This window comes from Vibrio hangzhouensis, assembly GCF_900107935.1.
Taxonomy (GTDB): Bacteria; Pseudomonadota; Gammaproteobacteria; order Enterobacterales; family Vibrionaceae; genus Vibrio; species Vibrio hangzhouensis.
The window spans coordinates 1-14179 of the sequence record NZ_FNVG01000038.1 but is presented as its reverse complement, the minus strand read 5'-3'; the positions used below and the strand labels follow the sequence as shown (position 1 = coordinate 14179).

Below are 14179 nucleotides of genomic sequence, written 5' to 3'. Positions count from 1 at the left end.
GCTATTCTTCCCTGAGCATACCGTTTACCACGATATTATTGTAACTGACCATGCCAATAACCTTACCGTGCTCAATGACTGGCGCACGACTGATGCCAAAACGTTCAAACAACCTAGCACAGTATTTCACGTTCATGTTCGGGCTGACAGACAAGGCTGGCTTGGTCATGATTTCATAAATATTGGTGCGCAGTGGTGACCGATTCTGCGCCAGCACTTTTTTAGCAATATCGTTCATCAAGACAATGCCGTACTCGTCCTCGTCGTGGCGCTTTTCGACCACTAGCGCTTTCACTTGATGCTCTTTGGCCAACACTATGCCCTCGTGCACTGTTGTAAGACCATCGACCATGACATAACTGTTTGCCATGACATCTCGTACACACACTTTCTCATGTCGACTCATAGCTCATCCTCTACCACTTTGGTTAATGTTTCTACCTGATGGGCCACGCCCACCGCGTCCTCAATGTCAATTTGAACGGCTATTCCCTGACCGGAAGTCTGATCAAACTCACCAACTTCATTGATGGTCTCCAGAATGTGACGGGATAAATGCTCTTCAACCACAAACAACAGCACATCTTTTTGCACTTCCAGAGTTAAGCCAAAAAAGGTTCGCTTTTTGTTAAGCCCCTCCCCTCTGGCGTTATTGATCACCGTTGCTCCTGTTGCGCCAGCATTGCGGGCCGCATCAAGAACCTGGTCGGTTTTGCTATCTTCGACAAATGCAAGAATCAGCTTAAAGCGCATCTTTTTTCTCCTTTGAATCCTCTGCCGTTGAAAGTGAGCGGCTATTCAACCACTGGGTCATCTGTGCGTAGGCCATTACAGAAATAATGGGGAATAAACTGGCAAAAGCAATAAGGCCAAAGCCATCAATCATTGGATTACGCCCAGGAACCGTTGATGCTAATCCCAATCCCAACGCGGTCACCAAAGGTACAGTCACCGTTGACGTCGTCACCCCTCCTGAATCATAAGCAAGCGGGATAATGAACTTCGGAGCGTAATAGGTCTGCAAGACCACCAATATGTAACCGGCAATGATGTAAAAGTGAATTGGGTCACCTACCACGATACGATAGCTACCAAGTGCAATTCCAAAGGCCACTCCCAATGCCACCGCAACACGAAGACCGTTCACAGAAATAGCGCCTGCGGAGACCTGATTGGCTTTAATCGCCACGGCCAACAGCGAGGGCTCAGCAATAGTGGTACTAAAGCCAATACAAAATGCAAACAAATATACCCAGTAATAGTCGACCCAGGTTAACTGCAAACCCACAGTGACTTTAACCTGCTCGAGGAAATCAGGAGCCGTCAACTGCATCGCCATGGTTTCACCCAGAGGGAACAGCGCCATTTCTAGCCCAACTAAGAACAGGCTCAGGCCAATAATGACATAACCAAAGCCCAGCATGACTTTAAGGGGATTGGTGATTGGTTTTTTTAGAATCGCAAACTGGAAGCCGAAAATGATAACCATGATGGGTGTGACATCACGGATAGTCAGTAGAAGAGTGGTCAGGAATTCCAGGACAATACTCATACTGCCACCATCCCATAAACCATAACAAACATCATCGGCAGCAGCGAAGCAAACGCAATCAGGCCGAATCCGTCTAACATTGGGTTCCGTCCTTTTATTGTGCTGGCCAACCCTACCCCTAATGCCGTCACCAGAGGAACTGTAATGGTCGATGTGGTCACCCCACCGGAATCATAGGCAACCCCTATGATGTATTCTGGGGCAAACCAGGTCAGGATCACGACGCCAATATAGCCGCCGATAATCAGACGATGGATAGGCCAGCCCTTAAGGATTCGGAGTACCCCAAGTACAATAGCCAGACCCACAGATACCGCTACAGATAGACGCAAACCATCGGCATAATCCTGCATTGCCTCTTCAGTTATCGGGATTTTCCCCCCTTCTGCTGCTACTTCTGCCGCCTCTGCAGAGACAGCGGTCAATGCAGGTTCCGCAATCGTTGTGCCAAAGCCAAGACAAAAAGAGAACACCATCAACCAAAACACACTGCCTTTGCGGGCAAATGACTGTGCCATGGACTCACCAATTGGAAATAACCCCATTTCGAGCCCAAACACAAAAAAGGTCAGCCCAAGCACCACCAGAAGTAGGCCGAGTAATATAGAAAGCACATTGGGAAGTGGTTCCTGAAGCACGACAAGCTGGAAAAACAGCACCACAAGGACAATAGGCATCAAATCCTTGAAACTGCTTACCATAGCTCTAAGGAGCGCTATTATTCCCTGCATTACCACTCCTGCTAACAATCCGATAACTTGATGATGACAAAGTTAAATGTAAGAAGATGTGACACAAATGGCAATGTTTGCTGTCATTTGAGCTGTGCTCTCAAATGTGTGAAGGCTACCCAGTAAACCCTCAATAACATGGTGTTAGTTAATCCTATGATTCGTTGCTATATTTAAACCCATGCTTGCTTGAATCCCTGCTAGGGTTTGAGCTTGATTCACCACATAATCATGTGTCGTACCCAAGTAACCTTAAGAGTTAGGGTCATTGGTTTGTAGCCGTTATGGCGATTTGTGTCAGAGGGGAGATGGAATGAATTTGCTTGTGACAGGCGGAACCGGATTTATTGGTAGAGAGCTCCTTAAACATCTGACAACACATTCTGTCACTCTGCTAACCAGAAATGAGCAGGCCGCCAAGCATACATTGCATTACACCGATGTCGGCAACATCACCTATATTCACTCTCTGGACTCATTCAGTGACCTGAACGGGTTCGACGCCGTGATTAACCTCGCTGGTGAACCCATCGCTGATAAACGCTGGACAAAAGCCCAAAAAAAACGCATTTGTGATAGTCGCTGGAAAACTACCGAAAGAATTGTCGAACTGATTCACGCCAGTACCGAGCCCCCCGGTATCTTTATTTCAGGCTCTGCCGTAGGCTACTACGGCGACCAACAAGATCACCCATTTGATGAAAGCCTGCATGTGCATCAGGACAATTTTGCTCATAAGGTGTGTGAACAATGGGAACATATTGCGTTGCGTGCCCAGTCTGCACATACGCGAGTCTGCCTGCTACGGACAGGGGTTGTCCTCGGAGAACACGGTGGTGCACTGGCGAAAATGATACTGCCGTACAAGCTAGGCTTAGGAGGCCCCATTGGTGATGGTCAGCAATACATCCCATGGATACACATTCTTGATATGGTACGTGGCATTGTTTGCTTGCTGGAAACAGAGCATGCCGAAGGCCCATATAACTTTTGCTCTCCTCATGCTGTTACCAATTCGGTATTCAGTAAAGCACTGGCCAAAGCTTTGGGACGTCCACACTTTCTGATGACACCCAAATGGGCACTGAAGCTTGCTATGGGGGAATCGTCATGCCTGTTGTTTGACAGTGTGCGAGCGAAACCCAAAAAGCTGACCGAAATTGGATTTAATTTTTCGTTCCCACACATTGAGCCTGCGTTAAAAAATATTGTGTCAAACGGTCGCTAACACTTGCGGTCAGTAGTCGTTAATCGTTATGTTATGGGAAAACATATCATAGGGTTAACGCAACAATGGCAAAAGCGATTCTCATCACCGGATGTTCCACTGGAATTGGCTACGTGGCTGCACACGCACTTCAGAAAAAAGGCTACCAGGTCATCGCTTCGTGTCGCCAACAAGCTGACGTTGACAGGCTTAAACAAGAAGGCCTGACCTGTATCCAGCTCGACCTCGCCGATCCCAGAAGCATCAAGCTTGCCGTTCAGAAAGCCTCTGCCTTGTGCGAAGGAAATCTCTATGCACTATTTAATAATGGGGCTTTCGGCCAGCCAGGGGCATTGGAGGACCTACCGACTGATGCATTGCGAGAGCAGTTCGAAGCCAATTTTTTTGGCTGGCATGAGCTGACAAAACTCGTGCTCCCTATCATGCGTAACCGTGGAGAAGGCCGAATCATTCAGAACAGTTCGGTGCTCGGTTTTGCCGCTATGAAGTATCGCGGGGCTTATAACGCTTCTAAGTTTGCTTTGGAAGGTTGGACAGATACGCTCAGGCTCGAACTGCACGGCACCAATATCAAGGTGATGCTAATTGAACCAGGCCCGATTGAAACTCACTTCAGAGCGAATGCAAAAGCCGCTTTCCTTAAATGGATCAATATTGAGTCGAGTCCGCATAAGGTGGACTACCATCAACAACTGAATCGTCTGACTGCCGAAGGCTCCAACAATCAGTTTGTTCTACCACCGGAGTCTTGCATTCCTCCATTACTTGATGCTCTGGAGTCTAAATCACCTAAGCTGCGCTATCGTATCACCACCCCTACTAAGGTGTTTGCAGTACTCAAACGGATGCTGCCTGGCAAGTGGCTAGACCCTATTCTGCGAAAAGCCGCATAAAAAACGATCATTTGTAATTTTAGTGTCACATAACAGCGATATATTGCTCACAGTGGTTTTACCACCCCAGGTGTTCTACAACGGTTTTCTATTGTCGACACCTTAATCTTGGATGACTCACAGCGATATTACTTGGAATTCGAAAGATGACGCTAAATCAGCTCAACTGGCTGGCTGTGGGTGTGACACTGACGTATTTTGTCATGTTCTGAACACCTTTGCTGGCTGCACTTCTGGAATCCATCAACGCCGCGTCTATGACGCGGCGTTTTGGTACCTAAATTCCCCTTTCTTACCGGCATGACCTTGAATTCTCAGCCATTCATACCAATCTTGGAGGGAGAAAGATGCAAATCACTGACAAGGATAATTCAATGCAACCAGCGTACATTGTTGATTTAAATGAGCAAAACTTCCGCCAAGTACTCGAAGCGTCGATGACTGCCCCGGTGCTCATCCACTTCTGGGCACCGATGAGCGAGGAAAGTGCGCAAATCATCCCTTCATTGAAGGCGTTAACCGAACAATACGCGGGTGCATATACCCTGGCACTTCTCAATTGCGAAGAACAACAGGCCATTGCGGGACAATTTGGGGTTCAGGCACTGCCTACTATCGCTCTGTTTGTTAATGGACAGCCTGTTGACGGGCTAGGTGGTCCACAGTCAATAGAAGCTGTCAAAGGCATGCTGACCAAGCATCTGCCCAGCGAAGATGAACTCAATGCCAGAAAAGCCCTTGAACTATCCCAACAGGGCGAGTTTGAAACAGCAATAACTTTGTTAAATGGACTGTCTGACGAATATAAACAGAAAGGTGAAATCAAGCTGGCGCTGGCGAACTGCCTGTTAGAAACCCATCAGTTTGATGTGGCGGAGCAAGTCCTTAATGCTATTCCGATGGAATACAAAGATAACTTTTACAAATCGCTAGTGTCGAAACTTGAACTGCATAAGCAAGCAGCCGACAGTCCTGAAATCCAGTCTCTGGAAGCGGCGCTTCAAAGCAACCCGACTGACATCAAGCTTATCGCAGAACTTGGTCTGCAGTATCACCAAGTCAATCGCGACGAAGAAGCACTGGCGCTGATCTGGACACCACTGAGCCGGGATCTCAATGCTCTGGACGGCGACCTCAAAAAAGCCTTTATGGATATCCTGTCGGCATTGGGTCAAGGCAACCCCGTCGCAGCCAAGTATCGTCGCCAGTTATACTCGCTGCTTTACTAAGATAATTCGCCCCCTTTGCAACAGAAAGCAACATCCTACGTTCGCTTTCTGTTGTTTGACTCCCCTCGCATTCCGCTAAAACCCATTGTGATCTCCACCGCCGTTTATCTAACGCTCTGATAAACTTAATTATTATTTGTTTAAAAATTACACACTGTTACACAGTATTCTATTCATATACTTGTATACTGGACACACGTAGGTTGAAAACAAGGAAACTCTCATGGCAATTGATGCAATGATCACCATCGGTGGATTTATCCTGGTTGCGGTTGTATTTATCGTAGCAGGTGTGAAAACCGTTCCTCAGGGAAATAACTGGACTGTCGAGCGATTCGGCCGCTACACCCATACTCTGAATCCTGGTCTTAATCTGATTATTCCATTTATTGACTCCATTGGTAACAAGGTCAATATGATGGAGCGCGTTCTGGATATCCCACCTCAGGAAGTGATCTCCCGAGACAACGCGAATGTCGTTATTGACGCCGTCTGTTTCGTACAAGTGGTTGACGCGGCCAAAGCCGCATACGAAGTCAACGATCTTGAACATGCCATTAGAAACTTAACCCTGACCAACATGCGTACCGTGCTGGGCTCAATGGAACTGGATGAGATGTTGAGCCAGCGCGACTCCATCAACACTAAACTGTTGTCCATTGTCGATGAGGCCACCAATCCATGGGGTGTCAAAGTTACTCGTATCGAGATCCGTGACGTGCAACCGCCCGCCGATTTGACCGCAGCAATGAATGCTCAGATGAAGGCAGAACGTAACAAACGCGCTGAAATCCTCGAAGCAGAAGGGGTACGACAAGCTGAGATTCTTAAGGCAGAAGGCCATAAGCAATCGGAGATTCTCAGAGCAGAAGGCGACAAGCAGGCTGCTATACTTCAAGCAGAAGCACGAGAAAGACAAGCAGAAGCGGAGGCTAAGGCAACAGAGATGGTTTCCACCGCTATTGCTCAGGGCGACATGCAAGCGGTCAATTACTTCATTGCTCAGGGTTATACCGACGCGATTAAGTCCATTGGGCAAGCGAATAACGGCAAAATTATCATGTTGCCGCTAGAAGCAACCGGATTGATGGGCTCTGTGGCGGGCATTGCAGAAATGTTTAATCAATCCAAATCGACATCTAAAGAGGATAAAGCGTGATAGAACTGCTCAGTCAGGTAAATTACTGGCACTGGTTAGCGCTAGGACTGCTTCTACTTTGTGGAGAGCTACTTGGCACAGCTGGCTATATGCTATGGCTTGGTATTGCTGCCATGCTAGTAGGTATCGTGCTGGCGTTCGTCCCCATCAGCTGGCAATTACAGTGGGTGAGCTTTGGTGTCTTCGCTCTTGTGCTCACCTGGTTGTGGTGGCGCAAACAGTACAAAGACGATAAAGATTCCGATCAACAACGAATACTGAATCAAAAAGACAAACAGTTGGTTGGACAGATAACGGTTCTGGATCAGGATGTTCAGCGAGGCAAGTGCCGAATCCGGCTTGGTGACACCTCCTGGTCTGCGTACAGTGACGAACCGCTATCGTCAGGTACCAGAGTGCGAGTCATCGATGTGGATGGCATCACACTGTTGATTGAGAAAGTCGAATAACAAAACGCCCTCAACGTTATTTGAGGGCGTTTTTTAACTATCGTTATTGCTCGCTTTTTGCTTCACGCTTATGTTTAGGCACGTAATTTAGAATCGAGACTGGCACAGGTTTCCTTGGTACAAAGCCTTCTATCTCTACTCGGTCTAATAAATGACCCAGACGACTTTCAATCATACACAAGTTCTTAAAGTTGTCCTTTGACACCAGTGACACGGCTTCGCCCACCGCATTTGCACGTCCGGTACGGCCGATACGGTGTACATACTCATCAGCAGGGTATGGTAAGTCGTAGTTAATCACGACCGGCAAGTTCTCAATATCAATACCGCGAGCTGCCACCCCCGTTGCCACGAGATATTGAATCTCACCCGCTCTGAACGACTCTATCAACTGTTGACGAACTTTCTGGTTTCGCCCGCTATGGAAAGCTTCAGCCGCAATGCCGCGCTTCTCCAGTTGGCTTACCAGCTTTGCTGCACCATGCTTGGTTTCAATAAAGATTAGCGCCTGCTTCCATTGTTTCTCTTGTAGCAAATGGCTCAACAGTGACGATTTCATGTCTTTGTCAACCGTCACTATCCATTGTTTAATATTGCTTTTTGACGCACTGTGTTTCGCGATTGAGATCTCCTGAGGATCTGCAATGGCCGATCTAGCCAACTCCCTGACCGGATTTGACAACGTGGCAGAAAACAGCAGGTTTTGCGCCTCTTCAGGCACCCTTGCAATGATCTTGTTGATTGCCTCAATGAAGCCCATATCGAGCATTTTGTCCGCTTCATCGAGCACCAGCACTTCCAGTTCGTCAAAGTGAATAGCTCGTTGCCCGTAGAGATCAATCAAACGACCTGGAGTCGCAACGACAATGTCCACACCATCAATCAGCGCCTGCTTTTGTGGCGCGTAATCCACACCACCGTACATAGCCATCGAAGTAATAGAGGTAAACTGAGCATAAGCTTCAATGCTCTGGTTCACCTGCATTGCCAATTCACGAGTTGGGGCCAAAATGATCGCCCGAGCGCGTTTCTTACGCTGGGTTTCCCCTTTGCTCAACCTTTCAATGATCGGTAAAACAAAGCTCGCCGTCTTACCAGTACCGGTTTGCGCCGCCGCTATCAGGTTGTCACCCTGCAAAATAATCGGGATGGCCTTATTCTGAATCGTGGTCGGTTTTTGGTACCCCACCGCATTAATGGCATCCAATACAGGCTGACTTAACCCCAATTTAGCAAAAGACATGGTGAACTCTCTTAAACAATGAATTGCAGATAGTGTAGCAGACAAAGGTCCGTAAAAAGCAAAACCCCTGACAACTCAGAGAGCTATCAGGGGTCTTTAATAAATGGCACGCCCTGTAGGATTCGAACCTACGACCACATCCTTAGAAGGGACGTGCTCTATCCAGCTGAGCTAAGGGCGCGCTACAGGGAAAGGATTATACGAGTTGAGAGAGGTAAATCAATGGCTTTATTGCCGATACCGGTTCAAATGCCCAAAAAAAAATCAACACATAGATAAAAGACGAAAAACACACCAATGCAAACGTTTGCGTTGTAGCTTTTGAAATAAATTTCTGGGACAATGCACACAAAAATAACAGCCAATTAACTTTCGCAAGGAAAATTATGTCTGCTCAAAACATTGATGGGAAACTGATTTCTCAAACCGTCCGCTCAGAAGTTGCTGCTCGTGTAAAAGCGAGAACCGATGCAGGACTAAGAGCTCCGGGGTTGGCGGTAGTTCTGGTCGGTGAAGATCCTGCTTCCCAAGTCTATGTCGGAAGTAAGCGCCGCGCGTGTGAAGAAGTTGGCTTTGTTTCTAAATCTTATGATTTACCTGCCAACGCTTCCGAAGAGCAACTTCTGGCGTTGGTTGATGAGCTAAACAACGATCCAGAAGTCGATGGGATTCTGGTACAGCTGCCACTCCCTGCGGGTATCGATACAACTCACGTATTGGAGCGTATCATTCCGGAAAAAGACGTCGATGGTTTCCATCCCTACAACGTCGGTCGTTTGGCACAGCGAATTCCAAAGCTGCGTTCATGTACACCAAAAGGCATTATCACCCTGTTGGATCGCTACAACATTCAGCTTCGTGGTAAACACGCAGTGATTGTTGGTGCTTCGAATATCGTTGGTCGTCCAATGACATTAGAACTGCTACTTGCCGGGTGTACGACAACTACCTGCCACCGTTTTACCAAAGATTTAGAAAGCCACGTCCGTCAAGCTGACGTCGTTGTGGTCGCGGTGGGCAAACCAAATTTTGTTCCGGGTAACTGGATCAAAAAAGGAGCTGTCGTGGTCGATGTGGGTATTAACCGTCTGGAAGATGGTACCTTGGTTGGTGATGTTGAATACGATGTTGCCCGAGATAACGCCAGCTTCATTACACCCGTACCGGGTGGTGTAGGACCGATGACTGTGGCCAGCTTGATTGAGAACACCATGATCGCGTGCGAACAGTTCCACACCACGTCAAAATAGAGCTTTTTGAGATAAATGAAGCAGCAGAACCTTCTCGTTTTGCTGCTTTTTTTATGGGCTAACTTGTTCAATTGGCGCGATACAGCGCGATGCACTAGTCTCTTCCCCTCTCCTTTTTCCCCCTTGAGGTTAGCGATGGATGAACTAGTCTTGGGTTAGGCGTTGCTTTAAATATCAATACGGAGCTTTGTCGAACCTATGAACATTCACCCCTTTTTTCATCGTTCCACTGGAACCTTGACCTACCTTATTACCCGAGGTAGTCACGCTGCGGTCATTGACCCAGTTCTGGACTTTCAGGACGGTGTCGTCACCAGCACGTCACTGCAGCAGATTATTGACGAGATTGAATCTCAGGGCGTCACCCTGGACTATATTCTTGAGACCCATATTCATGCCGATCACCTGACCGGTTCAAAACGATTGCAACAGCACTGTGGCGGGAAAACAGTTATCAGTAAACGCATTGTAGAAGTTTATGATAACTGGAGAGATAAATTGCAAAACGAGCCTTTGGCTGCATTTGATTTACTTGTGGAAGACGGTGATGAGCTACCGTTTGGAGACCATGTAATTTCGGTTCTTGCTACACCTGGTCACACACCAACTGACCTGACCTTTGCGCTCGGCGAAAATATCTTTGTTGGTGATACCCTCTTCGCTCCCGCAAGAGGTACTGCACGTGTCGATTTTCCCGGAGGCAGCGCCAGCACACTTTATCATTCGATTAAGAGGCTGTTTTCACTGCCAGACAACACAAATGTCTACCTTTGTCATGACTATCCACAGGACAGTGACGAGCCAGTGGTCAGTACGACATTGGCAACTCAAAAAGCCGACAACGTCATGCTTAATGACAAGGTGAGCGAGCAGGAATACAGCAGCACGCGTCTAACGCGAGATGCCACACTGGCGGCACCCAAATTATTACCATGGGCCATCCCTTACAATCTGACCTATCACCTACCTAATATCCATTAAGCAATCCGCTGGCGTCAAAAATAAAAGGGGCACGAATCGCTGTACGACCTATGCCCCTTCATCAAAACGGAATCCGTTATCGTGAATCGCCTATTATTCCATCGCGATCCGATCAGCCAGGTGGCTAACTGCCAACGCAAAATAGTACGAGCGATTCCACTTCATTAACACGTTGTAATTGTTATACACCAGATACACTCGCCCATTTTCATCATCAGGCATGATAAGCCAGGCCTTAATGTCATCATCTAGCTTAGGCAGGGGCCTGCCATCGTAACGAGTGACCCCAAGTTTGCTCCACTCCTGCAGATATTTACCTTTCTCTGCTTCTCGGCCTTGAAGGTCCGGAGAGATGCCATGTGGTACTTTCACCTGGCGTCCCCAGGTGTACTTATCATCCCACCCGGACTTAGCCAGATAGTTAGCCGTCGAGGCAAACACGTCCGCTTCTGAGTCCCAGATATCTTTTTTACCATCCCCATTGCCATCCGCGGCGAAACTTAAGAAGGAGCTCGGCATAAACTGGCTCTGGCCCATGGCACCTGCCCAGGAGCCCTTCATGGCATCCGGAGCAATATGCCCCTGCTCCAGAATCGTCAGTGCCGCTAGTGCCTCTTTGCGGAAGAAGGCTTCACGACGCCCTTCGTACGCGAGAGTCGACAGTGCATCAATAACGCGATAGTTGCCGGTAAAGCGGCCAAAGTTACTCTCTACACCCCACAACGCGACGATGAATCTAGGCTGCACACCGTATTGGTCGCCGATACGTTTCAACTCAGCGTAATGCTTGTTATGCAGCTCTTTGGCCTGTTTGACTTTCCAGTCAGGTACTGCACGGGGTATGTATTCATCGAGCGTCAGTCTCTTCTCTGGTTGATTACGGTCCGCCGTTACCGCTCTTGGTTTGTATTCCACGCCTTTAAACGCTTCGGTTAAAATTTGCTCCGAAATGCCTTGTTGTCTGGCTTCCTCTTTGAGACCGGCAACATATTCTTCAAACGTGCCTTTGTCCTGCGCCATCGCGCTCGTCGCTAGGCTCGCTCCTAGCATCACTGACAATACTCTCTTCACCCTGCCCTCCCCTGAGCATTCGTACTACTTTTGCTGAGCTTTTTGCTCTTTGTATTTTTCTAGTAAGTTTTCTGGTGGTGGCGGAAGTTGTAAGAAAAAGCCCTCGTTTTGGATTGAGGTTTTGACTTTATCGACATCCACCTGTGCAAGCGTGCGTCCGGTAAGATTCACTACCATAACAAGCGTAGGTTTACCGAACATTTCCATCAAGGCATCGGGCACCTCTGAAAAGTCATCTTTTTTGGCGATGTATAGATACGCCCCTTCTTTTTTTGTGCTTTTATAGATTGAACAAAGCATTGATATATCTCTTATTGTCGCCGATCTTCTCAAATGGAAGAAAGTATTGGGTTAGTTTATGGAAAATTGACAGTTAATTATCCATTTGAGAGCAAGATAGCTTGCCGTCTGTAGTGTGGAAATATAACATGATTAGCCTAATCAAAAGCAATGTCATTGGCACAAGGATTTGATCATTCATGTCTCAATCCCCAGATCTGAAAGGCAGTAGCTTCACCTTATCGGTGTTGCATCTTTCTGACAACGATGTCTCCACAGCAGTTCATTTCTTGAAACAGAAAGTCGACCAGGCACCGACCTTTTTTGCTGCTGCACCCGTTGTTCTTAATGTCAGCCAAGTACAGGGCGATATTAACTATCGCGATTTAAAACTTGGTGTTGAAGAGATAGGAATGATTCCGGTAGGCGTGACCGGTTGTGTGGATAAACGGAACCAGAATCTGGCAACAGAAGCGGGCTTTGCCGTGATGACGGCCAGTAAGGCCCCTTCACAGGCTCCGGCTAAAATGGAACCAACTAAAATCGTCCGTACCCCTGTTCGCTCTGGTCAACAAGTCTATGCCAAAAACAGTGACCTTGTGATTTTAAGCCATGTGAGTGCCGGTGCTGAAGTGATCGCTGATGGCACGATTCATATCCATGGCACTTTAAGAGGACGTGCTATTGCTGGAGCCAGTGGCTCCAGTGATGCGAAGATCCTGTGTAACGATTTACAAGCTGAGCTGGTGTCCATTGCCGGACATTATTGGCTCAGTGATCAGATTGAACGTGACTATTGGGGTAAAAAGGTGCTGTTCGGCATGACCAATGATCAGCTCGACCTCGAAATTCTCACCATATAATAATTTTAAGGAAAACGAATAATGGCACGCATTATTGTTGTAACGTCAGGTAAAGGTGGCGTTGGTAAAACAACTTCCAGCGCGGCAATCGCGTCTGGTCTGGCTCTGAAAGGAAAAAAAACTGCCGTTATCGACTTCGATATTGGCCTGCGTAATCTGGATCTGATCATGGGTTGTGAGCGCCGCGTTGTATATGACTTTGTCAATGTCATTAATGGTGAAGCGACGCTCAATCAGGCGCTGATTAAAGACAAGCGTACCGACAACCTGTTTATTCTTCCTGCGTCACAAACCCGAGATAAAGATGCTCTGACCAAAGAGGGTGTGCGTCGTGTGTTGGATGACCTTGACCAAATGGGCTTCGATTTTGTTATCTGCGACTCCCCTGCTGGCATCGAACAAGGCGCTCTAATGGCGCTTTACTTTGCAGATGAAGCCATTGTCACTACAAACCCAGAAGTCTCTTCTGTGCGCGACTCAGACCGAATTCTGGGCATTCTTGACTCCAAATCTCGCCGAGCAGAAGAAGGACTGGAACCGGTAAAACAGCATCTGTTGTTGACTCGTTATAACCCGGCTCGCGTTACCCAAGGCGAAATGCTGTCTGTGGAAGATGTGGAAGAGATCCTGCACATTTCACTACTGGGCGTCATCCCAGAAAGTCAGGCGGTACTGAACGCTTCCAACAAAGGTATCCCGGTTATTTTTGACGAAGAATCCGATGCGGGCATGGCGTACGCAGACACAGTCGAACGTCTGCTCGGTGAACAGGTCGACTTCCGCTTCTTGACCGAGCAGAAGAAAGGTATCTTAAAACGTCTGTTTGGGGGTTAAGCTATGTCGCTACTCGAATTTTTCCGCCCACAGAAAAAAACATCGGCTAACCTGGCCAAAGAGCGTCTACAAATCATCGTCGCAGAACGTCGCAGTGAAGGCTCACCTTCGCCGACCTACCTTCCGCAGTTGAAAGAAGACATTCTGAATGTGATCGCCAAGTATGTGGAGGTCGATCCATCCATGGTTGAACTGTCGTTTGAACACAAAGATGACGACATCAGTGTACTGGAGTTAAACGTCCAGTTGCCGGAGGATGACAAGTAATCGTCGCTCTGAATGAAAAAGGCTCGCCAATGCGAGCCTTTTTTAATCCACTGTTCCGTCCTAAATAAGGTTGACACATTTCCAACATGAAATTGGAGAGTGTTATGAAATCAACAAGTAAACGCACCCAAAGAGACTATTCTCTTGCCT

17 protein-coding genes and 1 tRNA gene are annotated in these 14179 nt (G+C 47.6%); 10 read left to right on the top strand and 8 right to left on the bottom strand.

Going from position 1 to position 14179, the window contains the following annotated elements:
• Position 1: 1 nt before the first annotated feature.
• The 4 genes from C4S60_RS21895 to C4S60_RS21880 are packed head-to-tail and all read right to left on the bottom strand — an operon-like array spanning position 2 to position 2283.
• The gene (locus tag C4S60_RS21895) at positions 2–406 is read right to left on the bottom strand and encodes a CBS domain-containing protein (protein WP_103882469.1); all 405 of its coding nucleotides are present in this window, start codon (positions 404–406) and stop codon (positions 2–4) included.
• Positions 403–753: a P-II family nitrogen regulator gene (locus C4S60_RS21890; RefSeq protein ID WP_103882467.1), complete on the bottom strand. Its 351-nt coding sequence runs from the start codon at positions 751–753 to the stop codon at positions 403–405. Before C4S60_RS21890 ends, C4S60_RS21895 begins: the two co-directional genes overlap by 4 nt.
• The gene (locus C4S60_RS21885; RefSeq protein ID WP_103882465.1) at positions 743–1552 is read right to left on the bottom strand and encodes a DUF1538 domain-containing protein; all 810 of its coding nucleotides are present in this window, start codon (positions 1550–1552) and stop codon (positions 743–745) included. Before C4S60_RS21885 ends, C4S60_RS21890 begins: the two co-directional genes overlap by 11 nt.
• Positions 1549–2283, bottom strand: coding sequence for a DUF1538 domain-containing protein (locus C4S60_RS21880; protein ID WP_103882463.1), 735 nt, complete (start codon positions 2281–2283; stop codon positions 1549–1551). The genes C4S60_RS21885 and C4S60_RS21880 overlap by 4 nt, the downstream gene beginning before the upstream one ends.
• 313 nt (positions 2284–2596) lie before the next feature.
• On the opposite strand from C4S60_RS21880, the gene C4S60_RS21875 reads away from it, so the two are divergent.
• The 5 genes from C4S60_RS21875 (at position 2597) to C4S60_RS21850 (ending at position 7241) form a co-directional block, all read left to right on the top strand.
• Complete coding sequence (locus C4S60_RS21875; protein WP_103882461.1) at positions 2597–3511, top strand: TIGR01777 family oxidoreductase; 915 nt, start codon at positions 2597–2599, stop codon at positions 3509–3511.
• Positions 3512–3576: 65 nt separating this feature from the next.
• Positions 3577–4404, top strand: coding sequence for an SDR family oxidoreductase (locus tag C4S60_RS21870; protein WP_103882459.1), 828 nt, complete (start codon positions 3577–3579; stop codon positions 4402–4404).
• A gap of 374 nt (positions 4405–4778) precedes the next feature.
• On the top strand, positions 4779–5633 hold the full coding sequence (locus C4S60_RS21860) for a co-chaperone YbbN (protein WP_103882491.1): 855 nt from the start codon (positions 4779–4781) through the stop codon (positions 5631–5633).
• A 223-nt stretch (positions 5634–5856) separates the two neighbouring features.
• Positions 5857–6792, top strand: a complete 936-nt coding sequence (locus C4S60_RS21855; protein ID WP_103882457.1) for an SPFH domain-containing protein — start codon at positions 5857–5859, stop codon at positions 6790–6792.
• Positions 6789–7241, top strand: coding sequence for an NfeD family protein (locus C4S60_RS21850; RefSeq protein ID WP_208623295.1), 453 nt, complete (start codon positions 6789–6791; stop codon positions 7239–7241). Before C4S60_RS21855 ends, C4S60_RS21850 begins: the two co-directional genes overlap by 4 nt.
• A 43-nt stretch (positions 7242–7284) precedes the next feature.
• Here C4S60_RS21850 and C4S60_RS21845 read toward each other — a convergent pair whose 3' ends face one another.
• Together C4S60_RS21845 and C4S60_RS21840 are read right to left on the bottom strand one after the other, a co-directional pair.
• Positions 7285–8484 carry a DEAD/DEAH box helicase gene (locus C4S60_RS21845; protein WP_103882455.1) on the bottom strand — a complete coding sequence of 400 codons (1200 nt, stop codon included), beginning with the start codon at positions 8482–8484 and terminating at the stop codon, positions 7285–7287.
• Between the two features lie 104 nt (positions 8485–8588).
• Positions 8589–8665, bottom strand: a tRNA-Arg gene (locus C4S60_RS21840).
• Positions 8666–8870: 205 nt separating this feature from the next.
• On the opposite strand from C4S60_RS21840, the gene folD reads away from it, so the two are divergent.
• Positions 8871–9734 (top strand): bifunctional methylenetetrahydrofolate dehydrogenase/methenyltetrahydrofolate cyclohydrolase FolD, encoded by an 864-nt coding sequence (gene folD, locus C4S60_RS21835; protein WP_103882453.1) that lies wholly within the window; start codon positions 8871–8873, stop codon positions 9732–9734.
• Positions 9735–9932: 198 nt separating this feature from the next.
• Positions 9933–10715, top strand: a complete 783-nt coding sequence (locus C4S60_RS21830; protein WP_103882451.1) for an MBL fold metallo-hydrolase — start codon at positions 9933–9935, stop codon at positions 10713–10715.
• Positions 10716–10808: 93 nt separating this feature from the next.
• Here C4S60_RS21830 and C4S60_RS21825 read toward each other — a convergent pair whose 3' ends face one another.
• On the bottom strand, positions 10809–11786 hold the full coding sequence (locus C4S60_RS21825; protein WP_103882449.1) for a lytic murein transglycosylase: 978 nt from the start codon (positions 11784–11786) through the stop codon (positions 10809–10811).
• 24 nt (positions 11787–11810) lie between these two features.
• Entirely contained in the window at positions 11811–12086 is a 276-nt protein-coding gene (locus C4S60_RS21820) for a YcgL domain-containing protein (protein WP_103882447.1), read from the bottom strand.
• A gap of 179 nt (positions 12087–12265) precedes the next feature.
• On the opposite strand from C4S60_RS21820, the gene minC reads away from it, so the two are divergent.
• Genes minC through minE form a run of 3 tightly spaced genes read left to right on the top strand, consistent with a single transcriptional unit; the run spans position 12266 to position 14029 of the window.
• Positions 12266–12928, top strand: a complete 663-nt coding sequence (minC, locus tag C4S60_RS21815; RefSeq protein ID WP_103882445.1) for a septum site-determining protein MinC — start codon at positions 12266–12268, stop codon at positions 12926–12928.
• A 21-nt stretch (positions 12929–12949) separates the two neighbouring features.
• Positions 12950–13762 (top strand): septum site-determining protein MinD, encoded by an 813-nt coding sequence (minD, locus tag C4S60_RS21810; RefSeq protein ID WP_103882443.1) that lies wholly within the window; start codon positions 12950–12952, stop codon positions 13760–13762.
• A gap of 3 nt (positions 13763–13765) precedes the next feature.
• Positions 13766–14029 (top strand): cell division topological specificity factor MinE, encoded by a 264-nt coding sequence (minE, locus tag C4S60_RS21805; protein ID WP_103882441.1) that lies wholly within the window; start codon positions 13766–13768, stop codon positions 14027–14029.
• The last annotated feature ends 150 nt before the right edge of the window (positions 14030–14179 follow it).

Coding starts and splice junctions, on each gene's coding strand:
- C4S60_RS21895 (WP_103882469.1), bottom strand. CDS start 406: ATGAGTCGACATGAGAAAGTGTGTGTACGAGATGTCATGGCAAACAGT.
- C4S60_RS21890 (WP_103882467.1), bottom strand. CDS start 753: ATGCGCTTTAAGCTGATTCTTGCATTTGTCGAAGATAGCAAAACCGAC.
- C4S60_RS21885 (WP_103882465.1), bottom strand. CDS start 1,552: ATGAGTATTGTCCTGGAATTCCTGACCACTCTTCTACTGACTATCCGT.
- C4S60_RS21880 (WP_103882463.1), bottom strand. CDS start 2,283: ATGCAGGGAATAATAGCGCTCCTTAGAGCTATGGTAAGCAGTTTCAAG.
- C4S60_RS21875 (WP_103882461.1), top strand. CDS start 2,597: ATGAATTTGCTTGTGACAGGCGGAACCGGATTTATTGGTAGAGAGCTC.
- C4S60_RS21870 (WP_103882459.1), top strand. CDS start 3,577: ATGGCAAAAGCGATTCTCATCACCGGATGTTCCACTGGAATTGGCTAC.
- C4S60_RS21860 (WP_103882491.1), top strand. CDS start 4,779: ATGCAACCAGCGTACATTGTTGATTTAAATGAGCAAAACTTCCGCCAA.
- C4S60_RS21855 (WP_103882457.1), top strand. CDS start 5,857: ATGGCAATTGATGCAATGATCACCATCGGTGGATTTATCCTGGTTGCG.
- C4S60_RS21845 (WP_103882455.1), bottom strand. CDS start 8,484: ATGTCTTTTGCTAAATTGGGGTTAAGTCAGCCTGTATTGGATGCCATT.
- folD (WP_103882453.1), top strand. CDS start 8,871: ATGTCTGCTCAAAACATTGATGGGAAACTGATTTCTCAAACCGTCCGC.
- C4S60_RS21830 (WP_103882451.1), top strand. CDS start 9,933: ATGAACATTCACCCCTTTTTTCATCGTTCCACTGGAACCTTGACCTAC.
- C4S60_RS21820 (WP_103882447.1), bottom strand. CDS start 12,086: ATGCTTTGTTCAATCTATAAAAGCACAAAAAAAGAAGGGGCGTATCTA.
- minC (WP_103882445.1), top strand. CDS start 12,266: ATGTCTCAATCCCCAGATCTGAAAGGCAGTAGCTTCACCTTATCGGTG.
- minD (WP_103882443.1), top strand. CDS start 12,950: ATGGCACGCATTATTGTTGTAACGTCAGGTAAAGGTGGCGTTGGTAAA.
- minE (WP_103882441.1), top strand. CDS start 13,766: ATGTCGCTACTCGAATTTTTCCGCCCACAGAAAAAAACATCGGCTAAC.